This window comes from Streptomyces pratensis (genome assembly GCF_037137275.1).
Lineage (GTDB): Bacteria > Actinomycetota > Actinomycetes > Streptomycetales > Streptomycetaceae > Streptomyces > Streptomyces pratensis_B.
Genome location: NZ_JBBBEN010000062.1, coordinates 274,910 through 297,350, shown reverse-complemented (window position 1 = coordinate 297,350; position 22,441 = coordinate 274,910). Strand labels below are relative to the sequence as shown.

General features: G+C 73.7%; 20 protein-coding genes. 2 read left to right on the top strand and 18 right to left on the bottom strand.

Translation table 11 applies throughout. The features are described from left to right. Positions 1–68: 68 nt before the first annotated feature. The gene (locus V9U70_RS05790) at positions 69–1,031 is read right to left on the bottom strand and encodes an electron transfer flavoprotein subunit alpha/FixB family protein (RefSeq protein ID WP_336673359.1); all 963 of its coding nucleotides are present in this window, start codon (positions 1,029–1,031) and stop codon (positions 69–71) included. Positions 1,032–1,178: 147 nt separating this feature from the next. Then, complete coding sequence (locus tag V9U70_RS05785; protein ID WP_336673358.1) at positions 1,179–1,964, bottom strand: electron transfer flavoprotein subunit beta/FixA family protein; 786 nt, start codon at positions 1,962–1,964, stop codon at positions 1,179–1,181. Between the two features lie 165 nt (positions 1,965–2,129). Here V9U70_RS05785 and V9U70_RS05780 point away from each other — a divergent pair, with 165 nt between their 5' ends. After that, a complete protein-coding gene (locus tag V9U70_RS05780; RefSeq protein WP_336673375.1) occupies positions 2,130–2,879 on the top strand; it encodes a TetR family transcriptional regulator in 750 nt (249 codons plus the stop codon). A 114-nt stretch (positions 2,880–2,993) separates the two neighbouring features. Beyond that, positions 2,994–3,362 carry a Zn-ribbon domain-containing OB-fold protein gene (locus V9U70_RS05775; RefSeq protein ID WP_336673374.1) on the top strand — a complete coding sequence of 123 codons (369 nt, stop codon included), beginning with the start codon at positions 2,994–2,996 and terminating at the stop codon, positions 3,360–3,362. An 81-nt stretch (positions 3,363–3,443) separates the two neighbouring features. Here V9U70_RS05775 and V9U70_RS05770 read toward each other — a convergent pair whose 3' ends face one another. The 16 genes from V9U70_RS05770 to V9U70_RS05695 all read right to left on the bottom strand — a co-directional run bounded on the left by V9U70_RS05770 (position 3,444) and on the right by V9U70_RS05695 (position 22,327). After that, positions 3,444–4,475 (bottom strand): amidohydrolase family protein, encoded by a 1,032-nt coding sequence (locus tag V9U70_RS05770; RefSeq protein ID WP_336673357.1) that lies wholly within the window; start codon positions 4,473–4,475, stop codon positions 3,444–3,446. 66 nt (positions 4,476–4,541) lie between these two features. After that, the gene (locus tag V9U70_RS05765) at positions 4,542–5,045 is read right to left on the bottom strand and encodes a GbsR/MarR family transcriptional regulator (protein ID WP_336673356.1); all 504 of its coding nucleotides are present in this window, start codon (positions 5,043–5,045) and stop codon (positions 4,542–4,544) included. A 15-nt stretch (positions 5,046–5,060) separates the two neighbouring features. Next, on the bottom strand, positions 5,061–5,897 hold the full coding sequence (locus V9U70_RS05760; RefSeq protein ID WP_336673355.1) for an alpha/beta fold hydrolase: 837 nt from the start codon (positions 5,895–5,897) through the stop codon (positions 5,061–5,063). 136 nt (positions 5,898–6,033) lie between these two features. Beyond that, entirely contained in the window at positions 6,034–6,951 is a 918-nt protein-coding gene (locus tag V9U70_RS05755; protein ID WP_336673354.1) for an enoyl-CoA hydratase/isomerase family protein, read from the bottom strand. Further along, the gene (locus tag V9U70_RS05750) at positions 6,948–8,660 is read right to left on the bottom strand and encodes an AMP-binding protein (RefSeq protein ID WP_336673353.1); all 1,713 of its coding nucleotides are present in this window, start codon (positions 8,658–8,660) and stop codon (positions 6,948–6,950) included. The genes V9U70_RS05755 and V9U70_RS05750 overlap by 4 nt, the downstream gene beginning before the upstream one ends. Then, a complete protein-coding gene (locus tag V9U70_RS05745) occupies positions 8,657–10,363 on the bottom strand; it encodes a CocE/NonD family hydrolase (RefSeq protein ID WP_336673352.1) in 1,707 nt (568 codons plus the stop codon). Before V9U70_RS05745 ends, V9U70_RS05750 begins: the two co-directional genes overlap by 4 nt. Further along, positions 10,363–11,202: an SDR family oxidoreductase gene (locus tag V9U70_RS05740; protein ID WP_336673351.1), complete on the bottom strand. Its 840-nt coding sequence runs from the start codon at positions 11,200–11,202 to the stop codon at positions 10,363–10,365. Before V9U70_RS05740 ends, V9U70_RS05745 begins: the two co-directional genes overlap by 1 nt. Then, positions 11,199–12,743 carry an SDR family NAD(P)-dependent oxidoreductase gene (locus tag V9U70_RS05735; RefSeq protein WP_336673350.1) on the bottom strand — a complete coding sequence of 515 codons (1,545 nt, stop codon included), beginning with the start codon at positions 12,741–12,743 and terminating at the stop codon, positions 11,199–11,201. Before V9U70_RS05735 ends, V9U70_RS05740 begins: the two co-directional genes overlap by 4 nt. Then, complete coding sequence (locus V9U70_RS05730) at positions 12,740–14,020, bottom strand: beta-ketoacyl synthase (RefSeq protein ID WP_336673349.1); 1,281 nt, start codon at positions 14,018–14,020, stop codon at positions 12,740–12,742. Before V9U70_RS05730 ends, V9U70_RS05735 begins: the two co-directional genes overlap by 4 nt. Next, the gene (locus tag V9U70_RS05725; protein ID WP_336673373.1) at positions 14,010–15,287 is read right to left on the bottom strand and encodes a beta-ketoacyl synthase N-terminal-like domain-containing protein; all 1,278 of its coding nucleotides are present in this window, start codon (positions 15,285–15,287) and stop codon (positions 14,010–14,012) included. Before V9U70_RS05725 ends, V9U70_RS05730 begins: the two co-directional genes overlap by 11 nt. 113 nt (positions 15,288–15,400) lie before the next feature. Beyond that, the gene (locus V9U70_RS05720) at positions 15,401–16,225 is read right to left on the bottom strand and encodes an SDR family NAD(P)-dependent oxidoreductase (protein ID WP_336673348.1); all 825 of its coding nucleotides are present in this window, start codon (positions 16,223–16,225) and stop codon (positions 15,401–15,403) included. Beyond that, complete coding sequence (locus V9U70_RS05715) at positions 16,222–17,157, bottom strand: SDR family NAD(P)-dependent oxidoreductase (RefSeq protein WP_336673347.1); 936 nt, start codon at positions 17,155–17,157, stop codon at positions 16,222–16,224. The genes V9U70_RS05720 and V9U70_RS05715 overlap by 4 nt, the downstream gene beginning before the upstream one ends. Then, positions 17,150–18,118 (bottom strand): ketoacyl-ACP synthase III, encoded by a 969-nt coding sequence (locus V9U70_RS05710; protein WP_336673346.1) that lies wholly within the window; start codon positions 18,116–18,118, stop codon positions 17,150–17,152. Before V9U70_RS05710 ends, V9U70_RS05715 begins: the two co-directional genes overlap by 8 nt. A 71-nt stretch (positions 18,119–18,189) precedes the next feature. After that, entirely contained in the window at positions 18,190–19,230 is a 1,041-nt protein-coding gene (locus tag V9U70_RS05705; protein ID WP_336673345.1) for a ketoacyl-ACP synthase III, read from the bottom strand. Beyond that, positions 19,227–21,038, bottom strand: a complete 1,812-nt coding sequence (locus V9U70_RS05700; protein ID WP_336673344.1) for a CoA-transferase — start codon at positions 21,036–21,038, stop codon at positions 19,227–19,229. The genes V9U70_RS05705 and V9U70_RS05700 overlap by 4 nt, the downstream gene beginning before the upstream one ends. Continuing rightward, entirely contained in the window at positions 21,035–22,327 is a 1,293-nt protein-coding gene (locus V9U70_RS05695) for a beta-ketoacyl-[acyl-carrier-protein] synthase family protein (RefSeq protein WP_336673343.1), read from the bottom strand. Before V9U70_RS05695 ends, V9U70_RS05700 begins: the two co-directional genes overlap by 4 nt. Positions 22,328–22,441: the final 114 nt, after the last annotated feature.

Here is a 22,441-nt window from a genome sequence, read left to right as displayed (position 1 = left end):
CGGCGCTGGGCCGCGCGGTGGGGTTCACCGTGCGGCCCAGGGCGAGGGTGGTGCGAGGGGGTGCGGGGTCAGCCCTTGCGGGTGTTGATCTCCTCGGTGAGCTGGGGGACGACGGTGAACAGGTCGCCGACGACGCCGTAGTCGACGAGGTCGAAGATCGGGGCCTCGGCGTCCTTGTTGATCGCGACGATGGTCTTGGAGGTCTGCATCCCGGCCCGGTGCTGGATCGCGCCGGAGATCCCCGAGGCGATGTACAGCTGCGGGGAGACGGACTTGCCGGTCTGCCCGACCTGGCTGGTGTGCGGGTACCAGCCCGCGTCCACCGCCGCGCGCGAAGCGCCCACCGCCGCGCCCAGACTGTCGGCGAGCGCCTCGATCAGCGGGAAGTTCTCCGCACCGTTGACCCCCCGCCCGCCGGACACCACGATCGCGGCCTCGGTCAGCTCCGGGCGCCCCGTGGACTCCCGCGGCGTACGCGAGGTGACCTTCGTGCCCCTGGCCGCGTCACCGAACGACACCGCCAGCTCCTCCACCGCACCGGCCGCCGCGGCCGGCTCCACCGGCGCCGAGTTCGGCTTGACCGTGATCACCGGCACCCCCCGCGAGACACGGGACCTCGTCGTGAACGAAGCCGCGAACGCCGACTGCGTGGCGACCGGACCCTGCTCACCGGCCTCCAGATCCGTGGCATCGGTGATCACACCCGACCCCACCCGCAACGCCAGACGCGCCGCGACCTCCTTGCCCTCGGCCGACGACGCCACCAGCACCGCCACCGGAGCCACCACCCCGAAAGCAGCCTGCAGCGCGTCCACCTTCGGCACCACCAGATACTCCCCGAACTCCGCGGCCTCCGCCACCAGAACCCGCACCGCACCGTGCTCACCCAGCACCCCGGCGGTCTCCCGCGCCCCCGCACCCAGCGCCACCGCCACCGGATCACCGACCCGACGGGCCAGCGTCAGCAGCTCCAGGGTCGGCTTGCGCACCGCACCGTCCACATGATCGACCAGAACCAGAACTTCAGCCATGACAACGCACTCCAGACAGAGAAGACACAGGAAGACAAGACACAACCGCACACACACCCGCACCCGGCCACCCCACCCACACCGGCGCCGAACCGGGCACGGACACCGGAACAGACCCCGACACGGACACGGGAACAGGCCCGGGCACTAGATGAACTTCTGGCCCGCGAGGAACTCCGCGAGCTGCCGGCCGCCCTCGCCCTCGTCCGTCACGACCGTGCCCGCCGTACGCGCCGGACGCTCCACGGCCGAGTCCACCGCCGTCCACGCACCCGCCAGACCCACCTCACCGGCCTCCAGACCCAGATCCTCCAGATCCAGCGACTCCACCGGCTTCTTCTTCGCCGCCATGATCCCCTTGAACGACGGGTAACGAGCCTCACCGGACTGATCGGTCACCGACACCACCGCCGGCAACGACGCCTCCAGCAACTCCGTCGCCGTGTCACCGTCACGCCGCCCCGTCACCACACCCCCCGCCACCGCGACCTCCGACACCAACGTCACCTGCGGAACACCCAGACGCTCCGCGAGCAGAGCCGGAAGCACCCCCATCACCCCGTCCGTGGAAGCCATCCCACAGACCACCAGGTCATACCCGCTCTTCTCCACCGCCTTCGCCAGCACCAGCGACGTCCCCATCACATCACTGCCGTGCACAGCACCGTCCTCGACGTGAACCGCCTTGTCCGCCCCCATCGACAACGCCTTGCGCAACGCGTCCCTGGCATCCTCCGGACCCACCGTCACCACGGTGACCTCCGCACCGTCCGCCCCGTCCGCGATCTGCAACGCCTGCTCGACCGCGTACTCGTCCAGCTCCGACAACAGACCGTCCACATCCTCACGGTCCAACGTCAGGTCATCGGCGAAACGCCGGTCACCGGTCGCGTCGGGCACGTACTTCACACAGACAACGATCCTCAAGCTCACGCCGGCTCTCCTGCCTACCTGGGGGGTCCCACCTGGGTGGGTCACAGTAATGAAGAGATTATGGCACTCAGTACCCTCTGTAAAGGTACGCAGTGCCAAATCCGGCGTTCCGGTGTTAGGTTTCGCCGCATGAGCGAGGCACGAGGACCCGAGAAGAAGGCGCCCATGCGGGAGGCGCTCGCCCAGGCGGCCTTCCAGCTCTTCCTGGAACGGGGATTCGAGCGGACGACGGTCGACGACATCGTGGCGCGGGCCGGGGTCGGGCGGCGGTCGTTCTTCCGCTACTTCCCGTCCAAGGAGGACGTGGTCTTTCCGGACCACGAGCGCTGTCTCGCAGAGGTGACCGGGTTCCTGGCCGCCGTGGAGGGCGACGACCCGGTCGGCGCGGTGTGCGACGCCGCGCGCATCGTGCTGCGGATGTACGCGGCCAACCCCGAGTTCTCCGTCCAGCGCTACCGGCTCACCCGGGAGGTGCCGGGGCTGCGCACGTATGAACTGTCCGTGGTGCGCCGCTACGAACAGGCGCTCGCCGGTCATCTGCGGGCCCGGTTCGGCGGGGGCGGCGACGGGGAGCTGCGGGCCGAGGTGATCGCCGCCTCCGTGGTCGCCGCCCACAACAACGGGCTGCGCCTGTGGCTGCGGTCGGGGGGCGAGGGAGACCCTGACGCGGCCGTCGACCACGCGCTCGACCTGGTGCGGGAGGTGTGGGGGCGCTCCGGTGCGCTCGGGCCCGCGGCCGGCCCCGCCTCCCCGGCCGGCGCGCCCGTCGCCGTGCCGCCCCGCGCCCCCGACGCCGCCGCCCATTCCGTCTCCGTCGAGGGGGACGTCGTCGTGATGGTCGCGAGAAAGGGCACGCCGATGTGGCGAGTGGTGCAGGAGATCGAGGCCGCCGTCGGAAAAACTCGGCACCGATAGGCACTCAGTGCCTTTACGGCCCGACACTGAGTGCCATATGGTGCGGACGCGCCGACAGTCAGGTGCGGCGCGTCCGAGTCGAGCGCAGGGGGTCGAGCCGTGTCTCAGACAGGAATGGGCACCGTCCGCAAGGCGCACGAGGAGTGCGGCCTCTCCTACCACCGCTGCCGCTGGTGCGGCACCGCCTCGTTCCGGCGGCTGCTGTGCCCGGTGTGCGCGTCGAGCGAGCTGGAGCCGGAACGTACGACCGGTCACGGTGTGGTCGTCCGGACCTCCGTCGTCCACCGTTACACCGAGGCGGCACGCAACGAGTCCCTGGTGCGGTTTCCCGAGGGCTTCGTCTTCCGCTGTCAGGTCGTGGGAGCCGCCCCGCACCTGGTGACGGTCGGCGCACGGGTCCGGCCCCTCGCCGGAGACGAGCCGGAGACGGGCGCGGTGGTGCTGGAGCTCTGCGAACCGCCCGCACGGCGCGACTGGGTCTGAACGGCCGATCCGCCGGAGCGGCCGGCCGGCCGGGCGGCCCCGCCACCGACCGCGTCCGGGGCCAACCTCCCTGAGGGCCCGTCAGGCGCCCGCGGGCGAGAGCCCCCGGATCGCGGCCCTGCCCGCGCGGGCCGCCAGCGCCGCCGCGTTGCCCGAGAGCCACGCGGCGCGGACGTCCGCGGGCAGCGGCAGTTCGGCCACCTCGTCGGCCAGTGCGCGGGTGGGGTGCGGGTTGACCCAGGTGGAGGTGCCGAACAGGACGCGGTCACGGGCCGGCCCCCGGGCGTGATGAAGCAGCGGCTCCCAGCCGGAGCCGGGCTTGGGCATGTGCCGGGGGCGGTGCGAGGAGAACTCCAGGTGGACCCCCGGGTGCCGGGCGGCGGTGAGCAGGGTCTCCCGCACGTCGGGCCAGCCCGCGTGCCCGGCGACCAGCAGCAGCTCCCGGTGGCGTCCGGCCAGCGCCTCGATCGCGCGCCAGCTGCCCAGACCGGTGGGGTGACGGCGGGAGAAGTGGTGGCCGGTGTGCAGCCATACCGGCAGGCGGGCCGTGGCCGCGGCGTCGAAGACCGGGGCGAACCGCGGGTCGGCCGGGTCCGTGCCGTCCAGGAAGGGAATGACGCACAGCCCCGCGGCCCCTGCCTCCTCCGCCCGCTCCAGCTCCCGCAGCGCGTCGGCCGGATCGCGGAGCGAGAGACCGGCCCAGACGTGGACGCGGTCGCGTACGTTCCGGGTGGTCTCCAGGAGCCAGTCGTTGACCGTGCGGCCGTCCGGCAGGCGTTCCGCCGAGCCCATGGCGAACTCGGCGGCCACCCCCTGGCGCTGCCGGTCGGCGAGGTGGGCGGCCAGCTCGAACGGCCGGCGGCCCGGCGGGAGAAGGACGTCCACCGCGTCCTGCCAGCGTGCGCGCAGCGCCTCCCGGTATGCGGTGTGCCCGGCGCCGAAGTAGCGGCAGAAGGAATGCGAGAAGACGTCCAGGTACTCGGGGGCGTTCTCGCCCAGCCGGTGCAGGTACGCCCGCCATCCCGCGTCGTCGTACACCAGGGAGCAGGCGTCCACGACCGGCGTGCGGAGGGAGGCCGCACCGTGGCTCGGGGCGGGGCCGGACACGTTCACAGTCACTCCGTCGTCAGGGGGAACAGCCTGGGGGCGGTGTGCGGGCACACGGCAGAGGCGCGGGTGTCAGGAGGCGGCGCGCCGGGCCTCCCAGCCGGCCACCAGCGCCTCGGTCTGCTCCACGTACCCGTTGAAGAGCTCGGCGAGCGCGGTCAGCCGCTCCCGGGCATCGCCGCGCGCCACCGGGACCCCGGCGCTGAGCGTCTCGGTGAACTTGCGCATGTGGGAGTTGTTCACCAGCAGCAGCTGCTGGAGGTCGCCCACCGCCTCGTAGTCGATCCGCCTGCTGCCGGGCCTGGTGCTGCGCCGCACCAGGGTCCAGGACTCCAACTGGCGCGCGGCGACGCTGAGCCCGCTCTTGGCCTGCCCGAGATCGCGGGTCATGGTGTCGAGGTCCACCGGCTTGTCGCGCAGCAGGAGGTAGCCGAAGAGGCGGCCCGTGGCCTGCGGAAGCCCCCAGCGCTCCATCAGCGAGCCCATCTCGCTGATGAAGGCGGATTCCTCGTCGCTGAACCCGCCCGCCGGGGACGTCGGGAGGCGGGAGTCCGGGGTGATGTCATGGTCAGTCATGGTCTCGCTGGGTGCTCAGGCCTTCAAAAAGGCGACGGTCAGCCGGTTGACCTCGTCGGGACGGTCGAGGTTGGCGACGTGTCCGGCGCCGGGGACGACGTGGAACTCGCTGTGCGGATCGCGTTCGCTCCACCGTTCCATCGCAGAGCGGATGTTACCCGTGCGGTCCAGCTCGCCGCAGAGGAGCAGCTCGGGCGCCTCGATCCGGTACCCGGGGGAGGGGGTGACCGCGCGGGTCATGCCGTCCCAGGTGGTGAGGAAGGAGCGCCGCCCGTTCGCCGTGAAGGCCCTTCGCAGATACTCCCGGGCCTCGGGCTCCTGCGCCGAGGCCCGGGTCATCCACCGGGTCAGCCGCCGGAAGGGCAGCATCCGCAGGAGCGTCCGCGAGAGAGCCAGGCGTTGCCGCTCGGTCCAGGTGACGGGCAGGGTGCTGGACGTGGAGCCGATCATCACGAGCGCGGCGACCTCCTCGGGGCGCCGGAGCAGGTACTCCTGTGCGATGTTGCCGCCCATCGACTGTCCCAGCAGCACCACGGGTCTGCGCACCCCGGCCGCGTCCAGCAGCGCCCCGAGGTCCTCTGCCGCGTAGCCGGTCCGGAACCTGCCGGTGTCGGAGACGGACGCGCCGTGGTAGCGCACATCCCAGCGCAGGGTCCTGAACCCGGCTTCGACCAGTGCCGGGACCTGCGGATCGAACATCCGGTGGTCCGCTCCGGCCCCATGGGTGAGGACGACCGCGGGGTGCTCCGCGTCCCCGGCGGTCCAGTAGTGCAGCCGGGCGCCGGACACCTCGACGCTGTGCGCCGTCTCCACGGCCCGCGCCGTGCCGCCGCGGCGCTCCCGGCCGGTCACCGCCGGTCCGCCGCGGGGCGGTCGCCGCTGTGCGCGGGCGAGGGCTTCGAGGCCGTCGGACGAGGGTTCCGGGGAGCTGTGTTCATCAGAATCAGAATACTCTCTTCGTCATGGCCGCACACGAGGGCCCGCCCGGTCAGCCTCCGGTGAAGCGGGGACGTCGCTTCTCCGCGAACGCCGCCATGCCCTCGCGGGCGTCGGCCACGGTGGCGTGCGTCTTGAGGTGGTACGCGTCCTGGAGCCGCAGGCCGTATTCGGCGGGCTGCCCCCAGCTCCGCTCCCGCAACTCCTTGAACAGTCCCACGGAGGCCGTCGGCAGCGCGGCGAACCGGCCCGCCAGCTCGCCGAGCTCGCGCTCGAAGTCCCCCGGTTCGCAGAGCCGGTCGAACAGCCCCAGGCGCACCGCTTCCGCCCCGGAGACCATGCGCCCGGTGAGGTAGATCTCCGTCGCCCGCGCCGGACCGGCCAGCCGGGACATCAGCACCACGTTCCCGACATGCCCCACCCCGGCCAGGCAGCTGCCGATGGAGGCGCGGGTGTCGGCCAGCCGGAAGTCGGCGGCGCAGGCGATCTCCGCGCCCGCGCCCGCCGCGGCTCCGGTCAGCCCCGCCACCACCGGCTTCGGCAGGTGCAGCATCGCCTCGCAGACCCGCAGGTAGTGGGCGTCCGAGGTGATCGGGTCGAAGGGGGTGTCGCCCCGGTCGCCCGACCGCCAGCGGCCCACGCTGTCGACGTCGTCGCCCGCGCAGAAGGCCCCGCCGCTCCCGGTGACCACGACCGTACGGACCCGGGGGTCGTCCCCGGCGCACATCAGCCCCAGCAGCAGATGCCGGGAGAGCGTCAGATCGAGGCTGTTGCGGCGGTGCGGCCGGTCCAGCGTCAGCGTGGCGACCCCGCAGTCGAAGCGGGCGCGCAGGGGCACGTCCCGCCTGCCGTCCACCCGGTCCGCGAAGTCCGCGAACGTCTCGGTGGCGGCCCCCACCCACTCGCGCCCGGCCGGGCCGGTCTCCTCGGCGCGAGGCGCCCCGGCCGTCGGGAAGGCTTCCGCACTCATGTGATCTTCTCTCTGCGTATTCGGATGCCCGCCGCCTCGCGGTCCCAGGTGTCCGCCGCCACGCCTTCGGCGCGCAGCGTGTGCTTGGTGGGCTTGCCGGTGGGGGTCTTCGGGATCTCGGCCAGCACGCGGATGTAGCGCGGCAGCATGAAGTGGGCCAGCCGCTCACGGAGGAAGGCGAGCAGCGCCGCCGGCTCGATCGGCGCACCGGGGTCCCGGCCCGCCACCGCCAGCAGCACCTCGTCCTCGCCCTCGTCGCCGGGCACCGCCACCGCCGCCGCCTCCAGGACCGCGGGGTGGGCCACCGCCTGGGCCTCCACCTCGAAGGAGGAGATGTTCTCCCCGCGCCTGCGGATGGCGTCCTTCTTGCGGTCCACGAAGACGAGGCCGCCGTCCGGGGCGCGCCGGAAGGTGTCACCGGTGTGGAACCAGCCGTTGCGCCAGGCGGCCGCGGTCACCGCCGGCCTGCCGAGGTAACCGCTCAGGAACGACCACGGACGCTCCGCGCGCAGGACCAGCTCGCCCGCCTCCCCGTCCGCCGCCTCGCGGTCGTGGTCGTCGACGATCCGGGCGGTGACGCCCGGCCGGGGCCACCCGCAGTGCATCGGACCGGCCGGCGGGTCCTGCGGCCCGGAGAGCACCGGGCAGGACACCTCGGTCATGTTGAACAACGCGCGGACCGAGACCCCGAACCGCTTCGAGAACTCCGCCGCCCCCGCGGTGAACGGGATGACGTACGCCGCACGCAGCGGGTGTCCGGTGTCCTGGGGATCGGGCTCCTGCTTGAGCAGGTAGGTCGCCATCACGCCGAGCAGCGTGCACAGGGTCGTGCCGGTACGCCGGACCAGCGGCCAGAACTCGCTGGTGGTGAAGGCGGGCACGACCGTCACCGAACCGCCGTGGACCAGCATCCCGTACGCGCCGATCGTGCCGCCCGCGTGGAACAGCGGCAGTTGCAGCAGGTAGCGGTCCTCCGGCCCGGCCATGCCGTGGAAGGCGGCGGTGCAACTGCTGTAGAGGTGCGCGTAGGAGGAGACGACGCCCTTGGACGGGCCCGTGGTGCCCGAGGTGTAGATGACGGTCTGCGGGTCCCAGGGCCGCGGCGCGGGGACGGGCTCCGCGAACGACGAGCGGTCCGCGCGCAGCCCCGTCAGGACCCGGAACCGCGTGCGGAGCCGCTCGGCGAGCGCCTCCACCTCCTGCGGCACGTCCTCCGGGCCCGGCAGCAGCACCACGGTGCGCACCGCTCCCGGCCGGTCGGGCGACTCCTCCAGCCGGGCCGCCAGGGACGGCCGGCAGAGCAGCACCCCGGCCCCGCTGTCGGCGACCACCTGGTGGAGGATCGCGCCCCGGTAGGCGGTGTTGAGCGGGACCAGAACGGCTCCCGCGGCGTTGACGCCGTACCAGGCGCGCAGCGCGTCCGGGCCGTTGGGCAGCCAGCTCAGCACCAGCTCGCCCGGCGCGACGCCGAGCGCCTGGAGCGCGGCGGCCGTCTCCTCCGTCTCCTGGAGCGTGCGCGCGTAAGTCCACACGGCGCCGTCCGGCATCAGCGCGTAGGGAGCCTGCGGGGTGTCGGCCGCGCGCCGTCTGAGCAGCGGGCCCAGCACGCACTGCTCGGCGGTCGGCACCGCGCCGGACGCCGGGTCGAGCACATCCGCCGGGGGCCGCGGCCCGCCGGCCGGAACGGAGCCGCGCTGCCCGGCGCTCACCCGGCCTCCCCTGCGGGCGTCGCGGGCAGGGTCCGCAACCGCAGCACGCTCTCGTACGGGCCTCCGTACCAGAGCGACTGCCGGGCGGCACGGCAGTGGTCCGCCTCCCCTATCGGGCCCGGAACGTTGGGGTGCCGGTCCAGGTGGGGGAAGTTGCTGCTGGTGACGTGCACCCGCAGCCGGTGGCCGGAGGCGTAGCGCCAGGCGGTGTCGCCGAGCAGCACGTCGGCCTCGTACGGTTCGTCCGGCGCCACGCCCCCGGCGGCCTCCAGTCGGAGGCTGCCCTCGGCGACCAGCAGTGAACGGCCGTCAGGGTGGACGTCGGTGAGCTTGGCCACCACGGCGGTGGCGGGCGCGTCGGAGCCGAAGCGCAGCCGCAGCCGCTGCCGGCCGACCACGTCCAGCGGCTCTGTCAGGGGTTCGGAGGTGTAGCACAACACGTCCGGCCGGTCCTCCAGCCGCGACTGGTCCAGCGGCCCCGCCACCAGTCTGCCGAGCTGGAGCACCCGCCCGCCGTGCGAGGGCACCGGGTCCTCCGGGTCGTAGGTGAACGTGTCGTGGCCCGGATCGCCTCCCGGCGGCGAGGGCAGCAGCCTGCCGCCCTCGCCGTCCCCGACGGGGCCCGCCAGGTGCCAGGGACGGTCCACGGCCTCCGGCGGGGGCCAGGCCGCCGCCCGGTGCCAGGCGTCGTCGCCGAAGAGGAAGTACCGCACGGCCCCGGCGGTCGCCTCGCGGTTCTCCCGCGACCGCAGATGGCGGTCGAAGAAGTCCAGGTGCAGATCGGCCAGGCGCGCCCCCTGCGCCGAGCCGTACGGGCCGGTGTTCACCTCGCCCTGGACCTGCGGCAACTGGCCCGAGTGCACCCAGGGCCCGACGACCAGCTCGTGCCGGCCGGCCACCGGGTCCTGGGCGCGCATGGCGCGGTGCAGCTCGATCGTGCCGTGCGCGAACACGTCGTACCAGCCGCCCACGGAGAAGGTGGGCACGTTCACCTCTCCGAGCCGGTAGTCGGCGACGGTCGCCGCACGACCAGCGAAGACGTCCCGCAGCCGGCCGGGGAAACCCTCGAAGTCGAGAACGGCGGCGAGCGGCCAGCGCCGCAGCGGTTTCTCGGGAGAGGTGAGCAGCTCCACCACCTCCGCCACGATCTCCGCGTCGACCGGATCGCCCGCGGCGGCCCGGCGCTGCACCCACTCCAGCGCGGTCAGCCCGAGCCAGCTCGTGAGGTGGTCCAGGCGCAGGCAGCCGCCGAGCTGCTCGGCGTCGAACGGCGCGGAGGTGGACATCGTGGGCGCGATGGCCCGCAGGTGCGGCGGCTTCTCCATGGCGGCCAGCCACTGGACGATGGCCTGGTAGGAGGTGCCCGCCATGGCCACGTTCCCGTCGCACCAGGCCTGTCGGGCGGCCCACTCGACGCTGTCGTACCCGTCCGGCCCCTCCTGGGCCCAGTCCAGCGGCGCCCACCGGCCCTCCGAGGCGAACCGGCCCCGGGTGTCCTGCACGACGGCCGCGTAACCGCGGTCGACGCACTGCGCCGGGGTCAGGGTGGCCAGCCCCAGCGTCGACTTCCCGTAAGGGGTGCGGAAGAGCACGGCGGGGGCGGCCGGGCCGTCGGCGGGCCGCCACACATCGGCGCGCAGCACCGTCCCGTCGCGCATCTCCACCGCCACGTCGTGCTCGACGAGGGTGTCGGTCCTGCTCATCAGGGGGTCTCCTTCGCAGCCGGCCCGGCGCCCCGGTCCCGGGAAGAGGTCAGATGGCGGGTCATCGCCGTCCCGGCGGCCGCCCGGCTCGCCGAGGGCTCGACACGGATCAGCGGGCCGACGCTCATCCGGGCCGGACGGTCCAGCAGCCACGCCACGGTGTCCGCGATGTCCTGCGCGTCGAGCACCTGCTCGTCGGGGACGCCGAGGTCCGACGGCCGGGCCGCGAGCCGGGTGGAGACCCAGCCCGGCGCGACGGTGACCGCGCGGACACCGTGGTCGCGGTTCTCCTCGTGGATCAGCTCGGTGAGGCGGTGCACCGCGTGCTTGCTCACGCCGTAACCGCCGCTGCCCGCGACCACCTCGCAGCCCACACCGGAACCGATGGTGACGATCCAGCCGCTGCCCCGCTCCCGCATGCCCGGCAGCACCTGCCGGGCCAGCAGGAACGGCACCGTGAGATTGATCCGCAGCTGCCGCTCCCAGTGCCGTTCCTCGGTCTCGTGGACACCGGCCAGCCGGATCGCGCCCGCGCTGCACACCAGCACGCCGACCGGCCCGAGTCCGGCCTCGGCCGCGGCGACGGCCCGGGCGGGGGCGCCGGGCTCCGCCAGGTCCAGGGCGAGCGGCAGCGCGGTGCCGCCCACCGTGCGGATCGACTCCGCGACCTCCTTCAGCGCGGCCTCCCGGCGGCCGACCAGTGCGACCGCGCTGCCGCGCGCCGCCAGCCGGCGGGCGACGGCCGCGCCGATCCCCGAGGACGCGCCGGCCACCAGCGCCACCGGCGGGCCGTCGGCAGCACGGTCCGGGGACCCGTCCACGGGCCGCTGCCCGGTCACAGCGCCTCCCCCGCCGGGCCGGGGAAGCCGGGACGCAGCGGAGCCACGTCCCCGAGGCCGAAGCCCCCGTCCGCGCGCAGCACCGCGCCGGTCACCCGGGCCGCCGAACCGCTCAGCAGATAACCGAGCACGGCCGCCACCTCGTGCGGCTCGCCGACCCGCCCGGCAGGTATCCGGCTGATCCAGCCGCGCCGGTGCTCGGGTCCCGCCGCATCGCCCATCGGCGTCTCGATGATGCCGGGGGTCACACCGTTGGCGCGGATGCCGTGGCGCGCCACGGACACCGCGAGACACCGGATGTACTGCGCCATCGCGGCTTTGCTCGCGCCGTAGTACTCCAGCCCCGCCACCGGGCTGAACGTGGAGCTGACCGAGGAGACCCCCACCACCGCGCCGGGGCGCTTCTCGTCCCGCCAGCGGCCCGTCAGATACTCGGTGACGGCGACGAAGCTGTGCAGGTTGACCGCGAACGTCCGCGCCGCGGACGCCGGATCGCCGCCCACCGCGCTGAAGCCCAGGTGCCCCGCCGCGTACAGCAGGGCGGTGACGCCGCCCGCCGCTTCCCAGGCCCGCTCGCCCAGGGCGGCGGCGTCCTCGGCGTCGGCCAGGTCGCAACGGAGCGGCCAGGCCCGGCGGCCCAGCGCCGTGATCTCGGCCCCGACCTCCTCCAGCGCCCCGGTACGGCGGGCGGCGAGGACCACGTCGGCCCCCCGCCCGGCCAGGTGCAGGGCGGCGGCGCGGCCGATGCCGCTGCTCGCGCCGGCCACCAGCACGCGCTGCCCCAGCAGGTCCTGTCCGGCCGCCGCAGGCGGGGCAGGGGCACGCGCGGGGGTGGGGCGCGGCGCGGGGGCGGCGGCCGGGGGGCCGGAGGACAGGGACGGTATCCGGCCGAGGCCCGCGCCCCCGTCCACCGGCAGCGTCTCGCCGATCAGGTACGAGCACCCCTCGGACAGCAGGAAGGCCACGGCGGCCGCCACGTCGGCGGCCGTGGTGGGGCGGCGCTGCACGAGATAGCGCAGCAGCCCCGACTCGGCAGTGGGGGAGAGGCGGTGGCCCAGATCGGGGGAGTAGCCGGTGACCACGGTGTTCCCGGAGACGCCGTCGGCGGCCACGCCGGTCACCAAGTGCTGCCACCAGGCCAGGTCGGCGGCGAGCCGGGCATAGCGGTCCGGGTCGGTCCCGGCGTGTGTCCCGCCCCCCGCGTCGGTGACCAGGACGAGCCGGCCCCGGCCGGCCTCCGCCATCGCGAGCGCAGCGGCCCGCGCCCGGCCGCGGTCCAGTCCCGCCGACCGCCCCGCGCCGTAGGCCTCCTCCCCGAGCAGCAGCGCGCAGTACGCGGCCGGGGCGGCGTCCGTGTCCGTGTCCGCGTCCACGGGGACGAGACCGAGCGCGGTCAGCGCGTCGGACAGCGCTCCGGCCGCCCCGCCGCCCTCGCCCGCGCCCATGGCGTCGAGGAGCACACGGGTGCCGATCGGGTCCCGCGGCGCATCCGGCTCCTCGGCCGCGCCGGGCCGCGCACCGGTGCTGTGAACGTGGGTCATGGCAAGTCGCCGCCTTCGTATTCGATGACCATGCTCGTGGCGTCGCCGCCCGCTCCGGAGGCGAGCACCAGAGCGCTGTCCCCGCCGGTCGCCAGGCCGCCCGCGAGGACGGGTTCGCCCGGCAGGCCCCGGTAGGGGACGAGGGTGTTCGCGCTGGGCGCGATGCGGCCGTGGCGCAGCATGAGCAGACTGCCCAGGAGCTTGACCAGGCCACCGGTGCCGGCGACGTGGCCGAAGACCGCCTCCTGGTTGGTCAACCGCACCTCGCCCGTGTAGCCGGTCGCCATCCGGACCCCTGCCAGGGCCTGGCACAGGTGATCCTCGACGAACCGGTTGCCGTCCGCGTAGTCGTTCACGAACGCCAGGTCCGCGAGGCTCCTCCCGGCGGACGCCAGGGTGGTGAGGACGTCCCCGACGACGTTGTCCGGCGGGCCGGTGGCGACGGTGGACGGCCCGTTGCTGCGCGAGGTCCGCAGATGTGCGCGGTACAGCAACCCCGAGCGGTCCCCGGTCGCCGCCGGGTCCTCCAGGACCACGGCCATCGCGCCCTCCCCGGTGGCGTTGCCCGTCTGGGTCTCGTCGTGGGGACGGACGTCGGAGGGGTCGTCCGTGAGGGAGGAGGCGCGGTAGCCGCTGCGGCCGGTGTGGCTGGTGCCCGCCACGAACACCGGGTCCACGGTGGTGTCCACGCCGACGACGATCGCCCGGTCGATGTCCCCGCACCGGAACATCTGCTGGACGAGATGGAGCGTGCGCAGCGCCACGTTGCACGAGCCCGCCACGCTCAGCGTCTGGCACGGGAGCCCGAGCCCGGAGGCCACCGTCCCCACCACGCTGGGAGGGGTGCCGTTGAGCCAGTACTCCATGCCGAGGGCCGCCACCCCCTGGTCCCGCGCCAGAGCGTAGTAGCGCTCGGTCTCCGGGAAGGCGAACTGGAGCGAACAGGCGACCAGTGCGGTGCGATCCGGATCGAGGTCGGCGGCGCTCAGACCCGCGTGCCGCAGGGCCTGGTGCACCGCCCCGGTGGCCATCAGGCCGGCGCGCGAGGAGCGGCGGACCTGACGCTCCGACAGCGGCAGTCGCACCAGGGCGTCCCAGCCGTTCACCGTCCCGGCGATCCGCAGCGGGAGGCCCGGATGCGTGTACGGGGAAAGGCAGCTCGCCCCGTCGCGCACCACACGCCAGAAGGTGTCGAGGTCGGTGCAGGCGTCCCCGTCCGGCCCCGGCAGGACGAACCCGGCCCCCGACAGTCGCAGCAGAGGCATCTCAGCAGGCATCGCCACCTCCCAGCAGCAACGCGCTGTTGACTCCGCCCACCTGGTAGTTGAAGCTCAGCGCCCGGTCGAACCGCAGGGCGCGGGCCGACTGTCCCGGGACCGGGTCGAAGGTGCACACGGGTGAGGGCGTCCGGCAGTTGGCCGTGGGGCAGACCCGGCCCTCGCGCATCATCATCAGGGTGAGCGCCGTGCCGAGGTTGCCGAGCGGCGCACCGCTGTGGCCGAAGCACGCCTCCTGCGAACTGACCAACACCTCCGTCGACTTGTCGCCCCACAGGGCGCGCACGGCGTTGGACTCGATACGGGTGAACAACGCGTCTCCCTCGCCGCCGCCGTTGACATAGGGAATTCGCGCCAGCGAGGTGTGATCGCCGAGGGCGCGGCGGGCGGCCTCGGCCAGTCCGGCGCCCCCGGTGTCGATGGCCACCGCGCTGTTCAGCCCGCCACGGGTGGTGGCCTGGCCGAGCACCGCCCCGTGGGACCGGGCGCCCCTGGCCTCCGCGTGCGCCCGGCTCTCCAGGACGAGGGTCACCGAACCGTCTCCGTAGTTCATGCAGTCGCCCGCCGTGTCGTAGGGGCGCATCGGCCGGTCGTGCCGGGGCGCGGCCGGCGGATCGCTGTTGTGCCGCACGGTCACCCCGTCGCGCTCCACCACCTCCCGCAACCGATGGCCGTGCAGCACCCGTTCGGTGTCGAAGCGGTCCACGCCGGTGACGACCACCAGATCGCTCTGTTCCGCGGCGATCATCATGCGGGCGATGCCGAGCAGCACGGAGGAGGACGCGCACCCGCAACTCACCGTGTAGTTGGCCCCCGTGCTGCCGAGCAGGGCGGCCTGGACCGGTCCGACGTCGCTGGAGGTGCCGGCCACCAGCAGCCGTACGAAGAGGGACTTGGCGTCCCCCGGGCTGATCGTCGCCGGATCGGCGTCGTGCCAGGCGCGGTAGCTGTCGTAGTTGCTGTCCACCCCGGCGCGGGCCGTCAGCACGTCCGCACCCCTCAGATCGCCCTCTCTGTGGTCGAGTCCGGCGTCCGCGCAGGCTTCGGCCAACGAGATCAGCCCGTAGAGGTGGACCTCGGCGTAGCTGCGCAGATAGCGCGTCGGCATCTCCGGCAGCAGCTCGGCGAAGGCCTCGCGCGCGCCGCGCACGGTGCCGTGGTGGAAACCGTCGCGCTCCACATGGCTCGTCCCGGTCGAAGCCGTGGCCCACACCTGCCGGGCGTCGCGCACCGGTTCGTCGCCGGGGCCCGGCAGACAGAAACCCATGCCGGTGACCAGGGCGTCCCGGGGCCCGGGGGACCAGGGGCGGGCTGCGGGGGCCGGCAGCTGGGACGGCGGGGGCGGCCCGCTCCGCCCGGGGCCGTGCCCGTACACGTCGCTCACAGAGCCCCCGCGTCCACGTTGACCGCCTGCCCGGTCATCCCGCCGGAGAGGTCCGAGAGCAGGAACAGCACCTGGGCCGCGACCTCTTCCGGGCGGACCAGCCGCCGCAGGATGGTGCTGTTGACCGCCCGCTTGAGGTAGCGCTCCCAGGTGAGGTCCGGTGGACCGTGGTGCTTGGCGACGGCGGCCATGAAGGAGTCGCCGTAGCGTCCGCCGTCCGTGGCGGCGGGGCTGTCCGTCAGCCCCGGACACACCGCGTTGACGCGTACGCCGAAGGCCCCCAGCTCGGAGGCGAGGGCCTGCGTCATCCCGTTCAGCCCGAACTTCGAGGCGCAGTAGGAGGTGTTGGCGGGCAGCCCGCGCTTGCCGGCGATGGAGGAGACCATCACGATGTTGCCCTCGCGGCGCTCCATCATCCCGGGCACCACCGCGCGGGCGACCCGGAAGGCCCCCAGCAGGTTGATGTCCAGGGTGGCCATCCACTGGTCCTCGTCCTGGTCGCAGAGGAACGCCTGGTCGCGGGCGGCGCCCGCGCAGTGCACCAGGCGGTCGATCGGACCGAGCCGGTCCTCTGCCGCGCGGACCGCGGCACGCACGCTGTCGGCGTCGGTGAGGTCGCCGGGGACCGCCACCGCGCGTCCGCCGTCCTCCTCGATCCGCCCGGCCAGCAGCCGCAGCTCCTTCTCGTTGCGGGCCATGAGCGCGACGCGGGAGCCGTGGGCGGCGAGCATCGTCGCCAGCACGGCGCCGATGCCGCTGCTGGCACCGGTCAGCAGGGTGGTCCTGCCCTGGAGCAGGTCGGGTGCGAAGCCGCTGGTCATGCTGGGGTCTCTGCTTTCTCCGAGTGGTCCGCCGTCGCGGTTGTCCTGCTCGGCCCGGCGGTCGCCGCCGAGGCCGTGGGCCGGCCGGCCGGGGGCGGGACACGGGCGGGCAGTCCCCCCGCGTCCACCTCCAGCACGGTCCCGGTCACCGAGGGGTTGTCCGCGGCGAAGGCGACCGCCTCCGCCACGTCCTGCTCGTCGCACCAGCGGCGCAGCGGCACGTGGCGCTGGAGGTCGGCCATGTACGCGGCGTGCCGCGCGCTCGCCTCCGTACGGCGGCGCAGCGCTTCGCCGTCGATGACGCCGGGCGCCACCGCGCTGACCCTGATGCCGTACTCGCCCAGCTCGGTAGCCCAGGTGCGGGTCAGCGCCTCCACGCCGGACTTGGCGGCGCAGTACGCCGACTGCCCGTAAGCGCCGCGGCGGACGGTGGAGGAGATGTTGACGATGGCCCCGGGGGTGCCCGCGAGCAGCATCGCCTCCGCGGCGTGCCGCCCGACCAGGAAGGTGCCGGTGAGCAACGACGTCACCACGCGCTCGAAGTCCTCAAGCGGGTGCGGGGTGAGCGACGGCGGACCGCCGGGCCGTTCTCTGACGCTCACCAGGCGGCGGGAGAAGTTGTTACCGGCGTTGTTGACGCAGAGACCGAGCGGCGGGGCGTCCTCGGCCAGCCGCTCGAAGAGGGCGGCCACCGACCGCTCCTGGGTGACGTCCGCCCGCACGGCGTGCAGCGCCAGTCCGTCGTCGGCCGCCGCCCTCACGCAGGCGTCCAGGCTCTTCTCGTCGCGTCCGCAGATCACGGTGTGCCAGCCGACGGAGGCCAGACGGCGGGCGATGGCCGCGCCCAGGCCTCGGCTGCCGCCCGTGACCAGGGCGGCGCCGCGAAGCCGAGGAGGGCTGTCGCCTGCAGAGGTCGAGTGCTGATCAGACACGGAAGAGGACCCCTCCGTAGTACCAACCCGAACCCACGGTGGGCGTGTAGCAGAGGTCTCCTGACCGGAGCCGGCCGTCGCGCGACATCTCCGAGAGCACGATCGGCACCGAGGCGCTGCCGGTGTTCGCCCGCGTCTCGTAATTGGTCACGAAGCGTTCCTCGGGGATGGCGAGCCGCTCGCGTACGGCCGTGTGCAGCTGGCCTGTGCCGGGGTGCGGCACCACCCAGTCGATCTCGTCCATCTCGGTGCCGGAGCGGGCCAGCATCCTGGTGGCCAGATCGGCGTGCGAGTCGGCCGCGATGGCGACCAGTTCGCGGCTGCTCTTGATCCACCCGTTCGGCGGGTAGACGGTGACGGTCTCCCGCCCGGAGCCGTCGCTGACCAGCAGGGAGTCCCACAGCCCCGCCTCCGGCTCCGCCCCGCGCGACAGCACGGTGGCGCCGGCCGCGTCGCCCACGACCAGTTCGCCCTTGCTGCCCGGGCGCACCCGGCGGGAGAAGCGCTCGCTCGACACGATCAGCGCGTTGCGCCAGGTGGCATGGGCCCCGAAGAGCGCCGCCGCCGTCTGGACACCGTGCACGAAGCCCGTGCACGCGCCGCACACGTCGAAGGCCAGGGCGTGCCCGGCGCCCAGCAGATGGGCGGTGTGCGGTCCCCACTCGGGGACGAACTGGCGGTCCGTCCAGTTGCTGAAGACCAGCAGGTCCACCTCGTCGGTCGTGACGCCGGCCTGCTCCAGGGCGGCCCGGGCGGCGTGCACGCCCATGTACGCGGGCGTCTCCTCCTCGTCCGCCACATGGCGGCTCCGTACGTCGAGCCGGCCGATCACCGCCTCGTCCACGGCGTTGCCCGCGGGGTCCGCGGCCGTCTCGTTCCGCACCAGGCGGCGGGGGTAGTAGTGCCCGAATCCGGACAGGCGCAGTCCGCTCTCGCGCCACAGGGGGTTCTCGTCGTGCATGTCTCGTCTTCCCGTGCTGTGCGGTGTCACCGGGTTCGTAGACCGCCCGGCGGATGGAGGACCGTCGAGGCTCACGGCACCCTGAGGAGCATCGCGCCCCAGCTGAAGCCGCGACCGATGCCGATGGTCGCGACGAGATCGCCGGGGCGGATCTTTCCCGAGGCGATGTTCTCGGAGAGGCAGCTGGGGATGGAGACGCTGGAGGTGTTGCCGCGCTCCTGGATGTTGGTGAGAAGCTTCTCGCGCGGGATCTCCAGCGTCCGGCACACCTGGTTGATCATGTTCAGGTTGCCCTGGTGCGGCACGAACCAGTCGACGTCGCCCACCGTCAGGCCGTTGCGCTCCAGGATCTCCTGGCCGACGTGGGAGAGCAGCTTGGGGCCGACCGCGCCGACCTCCCGGCCGCGCATCAGCATCTTGTCGTTCTCGTCGATGTCGAACGCGTCGAAGTACGAACCGTCCGCGTGCAGGGCCACGTCCAGCAGCCCGCGCTCCTCGGTGTCCGCCGACCAGACGGCAGCGGCCGCGCCCGCCCCGAACAGCGCCGAGTAGCGGTAGTCGAAGTTCAGGATCGGGCGCGGGTTCTCCGCGCAGACGACCAGCGCGTTACGCATGCCCAGGGCCGGGAGCAGCGCGGCGGCGGTGGCGGTGCCGTACATGAAGCCCGCGCAGGCGACCGAGGTGACGTCGAAGCAGGTGGCGTGGCGCAGCCCGGCCTGCCGCTGGAGCGGCAGCGAGATGTCCATGTAGTTGTTCGTGGCGCTGGAGGGGTTGGTGCGCGGCCGGGTGGTGGAAGTGGTGCCGATGACGAGGTCGATGTCGTCGGGCCCCAGGCCTGCCGCGCTCAGGGCGTCGTCCACCGCCCGCGCCGCCATCTCCACCGCGCGCTCCTTCTCGTCGGCCGGCCAGTGGCGGCTGACGATCCCGGTGTTCTCGCGTATCCAGGCGTCGTCGATGCCCAGCGCCTCGATCTGCTCGAAGTGGGCGTTGGTGATCGGCTCGCCGGGGAAGTAGTGGCCGATGCCGGCCAGCCGCACGGGCGCGATCGCCGTGGGAGGCAGAGGGCGGCGGCCGGCCGTCGCCGGGTCGGACGCCGTCGCGGTGGGAGTCATCGGTAGAAGCCTTCCGGGTCCATGGTGCGCAGCAGGGCGAGTTCTTCGGTGGTGACGGGCTTTTCCTCGGTCAGGAACGGGCTGACGCCTGCGGCCGGCGCGCTCGCGGCGCCGGAGGGCGGGGCGGACCAGCCCGTGAGTTCGCGCAGCGCCGCCCGCGGGCCGTCCGGCAGGTCCTGCGCGGTGCGCCCGCGGCCGGGCACCGGCGGCAGCCAGCTCGTCAGCTCGAACCCGGCGCCGGGGCCCGGCCGGCTGAAGCGCCCGAACTGGCTCACCACGTCCCGCACCCGCAGGCCCGGGCTGGTGAGGTGGGTCAGCTTCGGGACGTAGCGGCGGGCGGAGGCGAGCGCGACGACGACGCAGTCGGTCGAAGAGGCGATGTCGTTGGCCCCGCCGGAGCCGGTGATCCACCGGCCGTCGGGCAGCATGGTCGTGTTGATGTTGGCGGCCGGGTCGATCTCCGCGGCGGACAGGACCCCCAGGCAGCGGGGGTTGGCGGCGACGGCGCCGCCGAGCGTCTCCGCGACGCCCGCGAGCATCTGGGAGCGCTCGGCGTGCCGCTGGCTGAACAGGAAGACGTCGCCGGGCTCCGGGTCCATCGACTGGAGACCCAGCTCTGCGGCCACCTGCACGTGCACACCGTCGTCGGCCAGCAGCCGTGCGGCCAGCCAGGCGGCCATGTGCGAGGTGCCGATCCCGGCGAGCAGCGTGTCGTAGCCGCGCTCGCGCACCAGGTCGGCGATGGCGCGGGCGCCGAGCACGACGAGCTGTTCCTGCTCGGTCGGGGGGCCGGAGCCGTCCGCCGCGGCGCCCGGCGCCTCCCGGGCCGCGCTCCGGGGCGCGGGGAAGGCCAGCGAGGCGCGGCGCTCCTCGCCCAGGCGCTCCAGGTAGTCGGTGTGGCTCTCCACCCCGCCCACCCACGTGTCGTACCAGTCGGCGGCGGCCCCCGGGTCCTTGCAGGCGGCCACGATGTCGGTGAGGAAGGCGTAGTCGTCCAGGTAGCCGCCGACCCCGGCGAGCCCCGCGGTCCGCAGGGACTGCGGGTGGGCCCCGAGCGGGGCTTCGCACAGGCCCAGGACGCGGCCGGCCGGGATCACCACCCGGTCGGGCATCGCCGCGATCACCTCGTCGTCGACGATCGCCTCCACGGAGGCCAGGACCCCTTCGGTGGCGGCGTACGCGGCCCACGCGCCCTCGCCCAGCGGAGGACAGGCCACGACGTTGCCGCGCCGGTCGGCGCAGACGCCGTGGAAGAGGGTGAAGCGGGGCCGCAGCGGGCTGAGCAGGGTGACGCCGCGCTCGGGGTCCTCCGGGTGCGGCACCCGGTGGAGGCTGCCCTCCTTGCCGTGCGCCAGGTCCGTCTCGGCGAGCATCGAGCCGGTGGTGGCGAAGGGCTGGCCGAGCGCGCCGGCCATCAGCCGCTGGGTGTAGCTGAGCAGCGACCACATCTCGATCTCGAACGGGTTGCCCCGGGCCAGATCGCGGTAGAGGCGGTTGGGGCGCGGCGAGGGGTAGGTGTCGCCGACGAAGCCGGTGATCACCTTGCGCACCGCGCCGGACAGGGCGAGAGCGTGGGCGCTGGAGTGCACGGCGGTGGTGCTGACCGTCAGGCTGCGGGTCCCGGCGAAGGCCCGGCACACCGCGTTCATCAGGGCGTTGGGCCGTGACATCGTTGCCGCGGCGTGGACGTGGTCGCCCTCGCGGACGAAGCGGCGCACCAGGTCGTCGGGGCCGGCCGCCAGATGGGGCGCGGGCCGGGGGCCGTCCGGGCGGGCGGGGGAGGGGCGGTGTTCGGGGAGGGCGGTCATACGTGCTCCAGGGCCATGACGGACGTTTGCGAGCCGAAGGCGAAGGACAGGGAGACCGCGAGGTCCAGCTCGGCGTCGCGCGGCCCCTCCGCGACGTGGTCGTAGTCGCACTCGGGGTCCGGGGTGAGGTGGTTGGCGGTCCGGGCCAGCCGCTGGTGGTGCAGCATCAGCGAGGTGGCGGCGACGTTGATGATCCCGGCCATGCCGAACGTGTGGCCGTACACGGGCTTGTTGGAGCCGTGCGGCGGCAGGTCGGCGTCGTCGTGGTGCGGCAGCAGCCGGCGCAGGGCCCGGCTCTCGGCGATGTCGTTGTACCGGGTGGCGGTGCCGTGGCCGCAGACGTAACCGATCTCCTCGGGCTTGCGCCCGGCGTCGTCGAGCACGCCCGCGATGACCGAGGCCGTCACGTCGCCGACCAGGTCCATGCTGGTGGCGTGGTCGGCCTCGTTGAGTGCTCGGTGGCCCAGGATGCGCGCATAGATCCGCGCGCCGCGCTCCCGGGCGGACGACTCGCGTTCCAGACAGAGCGTCATGGCGCCCTCGCCCAGCGCGAATCCGCGCCGGTCGCGGTCGTAGGGGCGGACCGCGGCGGCGGGGTCCGCGCTCTCCGGGGAGAGGACGCCGTCGCCGAGGCCCAGATAGCAGCGGGCGACCTCGGGCACGATCGGGAACTCGTGACCGCCGGCGAGGACGACGTCGGCGCTGCCCGAGCGCAGTTCGCGCAGGGCGAGGCCGATCGCGTGGTGGCCGCCGACGCAGGCGCTGCTGAGGGTGGTGACCAGACCGCGGGCGCCGACCGCGATGGCCGAGAGCGTCGCCGGGCAGCCGGCCAGCCCCCGGAACATGGCCGTCGCCCTGCCCGCGTACGGGTCGGACTCCGAGGGGGCCGTGATGGTGTCGCGCCACCACGCCAGCGGGCCGCGGGAGGAGGACTGGATGACGCTCATCCGCTCCGGTGCGATCCGGCCCGGGGAGATCCCGGCGTCCTGGAGCGCGTCGCCGACGGCGGCCATGGTCGCGAGGATGTCGCGGTTGTACTTCGCGGCGTGGGCCGGGAGGAGATCCGGCAGCCGGGCCGCGGAGTCGAACGCGCCGAGCTGCGCGGCCGCGTGGACGGGGAGCTGGGCGGCGGCGAACTCGGGCGTCTCCAGCCGGCTCACTTGTGATGTTCCTGTGGAGACGTGGTCCCAGAAGGCATGGACATCGGGGGTACCGGGCAGTACACACCCGATGCCGGTCAGCACGACGGGGTCGGAGGGTTCCGGGAGATGGGCTCGACTGCTGTCCATGAGCCGAAGCTAACTTCCCCTACATGACCCTCGATATTGCCGTCAAGTACTCATACGTGGGTTCTTTGAGGACTGTCAGTACCCGGTCCCTGCGCTTCGTACGTCAGCGGCCCG

What these genes read in the sequence shown, in the direction of transcription:
- V9U70_RS05790 (WP_336673359.1), bottom strand. Translation starts at nt 1,031, where the DNA reads ATGGCTGAAGTTCTGGTTCTGGTCGATCATGTGGACGGTGCGGTGCGC.
- V9U70_RS05780 (WP_336673375.1), top strand. Translation starts at nt 2,130, where the DNA reads ATGCGGGAGGCGCTCGCCCAGGCGGCCTTCCAGCTCTTCCTGGAACGG.
- V9U70_RS05775 (WP_336673374.1), top strand. Translation starts at nt 2,994, where the DNA reads ATGGGCACCGTCCGCAAGGCGCACGAGGAGTGCGGCCTCTCCTACCAC.
- V9U70_RS05765 (WP_336673356.1), bottom strand. Translation starts at nt 5,045, where the DNA reads ATGACTGACCATGACATCACCCCGGACTCCCGCCTCCCGACGTCCCCG.
- V9U70_RS05755 (WP_336673354.1), bottom strand. Translation starts at nt 6,951, where the DNA reads ATGAGTGCGGAAGCCTTCCCGACGGCCGGGGCGCCTCGCGCCGAGGAG.
- V9U70_RS05745 (WP_336673352.1), bottom strand. Translation starts at nt 10,363, where the DNA reads ATGAGCAGGACCGACACCCTCGTCGAGCACGACGTGGCGGTGGAGATG.
- V9U70_RS05735 (WP_336673350.1), bottom strand. Translation starts at nt 12,743, where the DNA reads ATGACCCACGTTCACAGCACCGGTGCGCGGCCCGGCGCGGCCGAGGAG.
- V9U70_RS05730 (WP_336673349.1), bottom strand. Translation starts at nt 14,020, where the DNA reads ATGCCTGCTGAGATGCCTCTGCTGCGACTGTCGGGGGCCGGGTTCGTC.
- V9U70_RS05725 (WP_336673373.1), bottom strand. Translation starts at nt 15,287, where the DNA reads ATGGGTTTCTGTCTGCCGGGCCCCGGCGACGAACCGGTGCGCGACGCC.
- V9U70_RS05720 (WP_336673348.1), bottom strand. Translation starts at nt 16,225, where the DNA reads ATGACCAGCGGCTTCGCACCCGACCTGCTCCAGGGCAGGACCACCCTG.
- V9U70_RS05710 (WP_336673346.1), bottom strand. Translation starts at nt 18,118, where the DNA reads ATGCACGACGAGAACCCCCTGTGGCGCGAGAGCGGACTGCGCCTGTCC.
- V9U70_RS05705 (WP_336673345.1), bottom strand. Translation starts at nt 19,230, where the DNA reads ATGACTCCCACCGCGACGGCGTCCGACCCGGCGACGGCCGGCCGCCGC.
- V9U70_RS05700 (WP_336673344.1), bottom strand. Translation starts at nt 21,038, where the DNA reads ATGACCGCCCTCCCCGAACACCGCCCCTCCCCCGCCCGCCCGGACGGC.
- V9U70_RS05695 (WP_336673343.1), bottom strand. Translation starts at nt 22,327, where the DNA reads ATGGACAGCAGTCGAGCCCATCTCCCGGAACCCTCCGACCCCGTCGTG.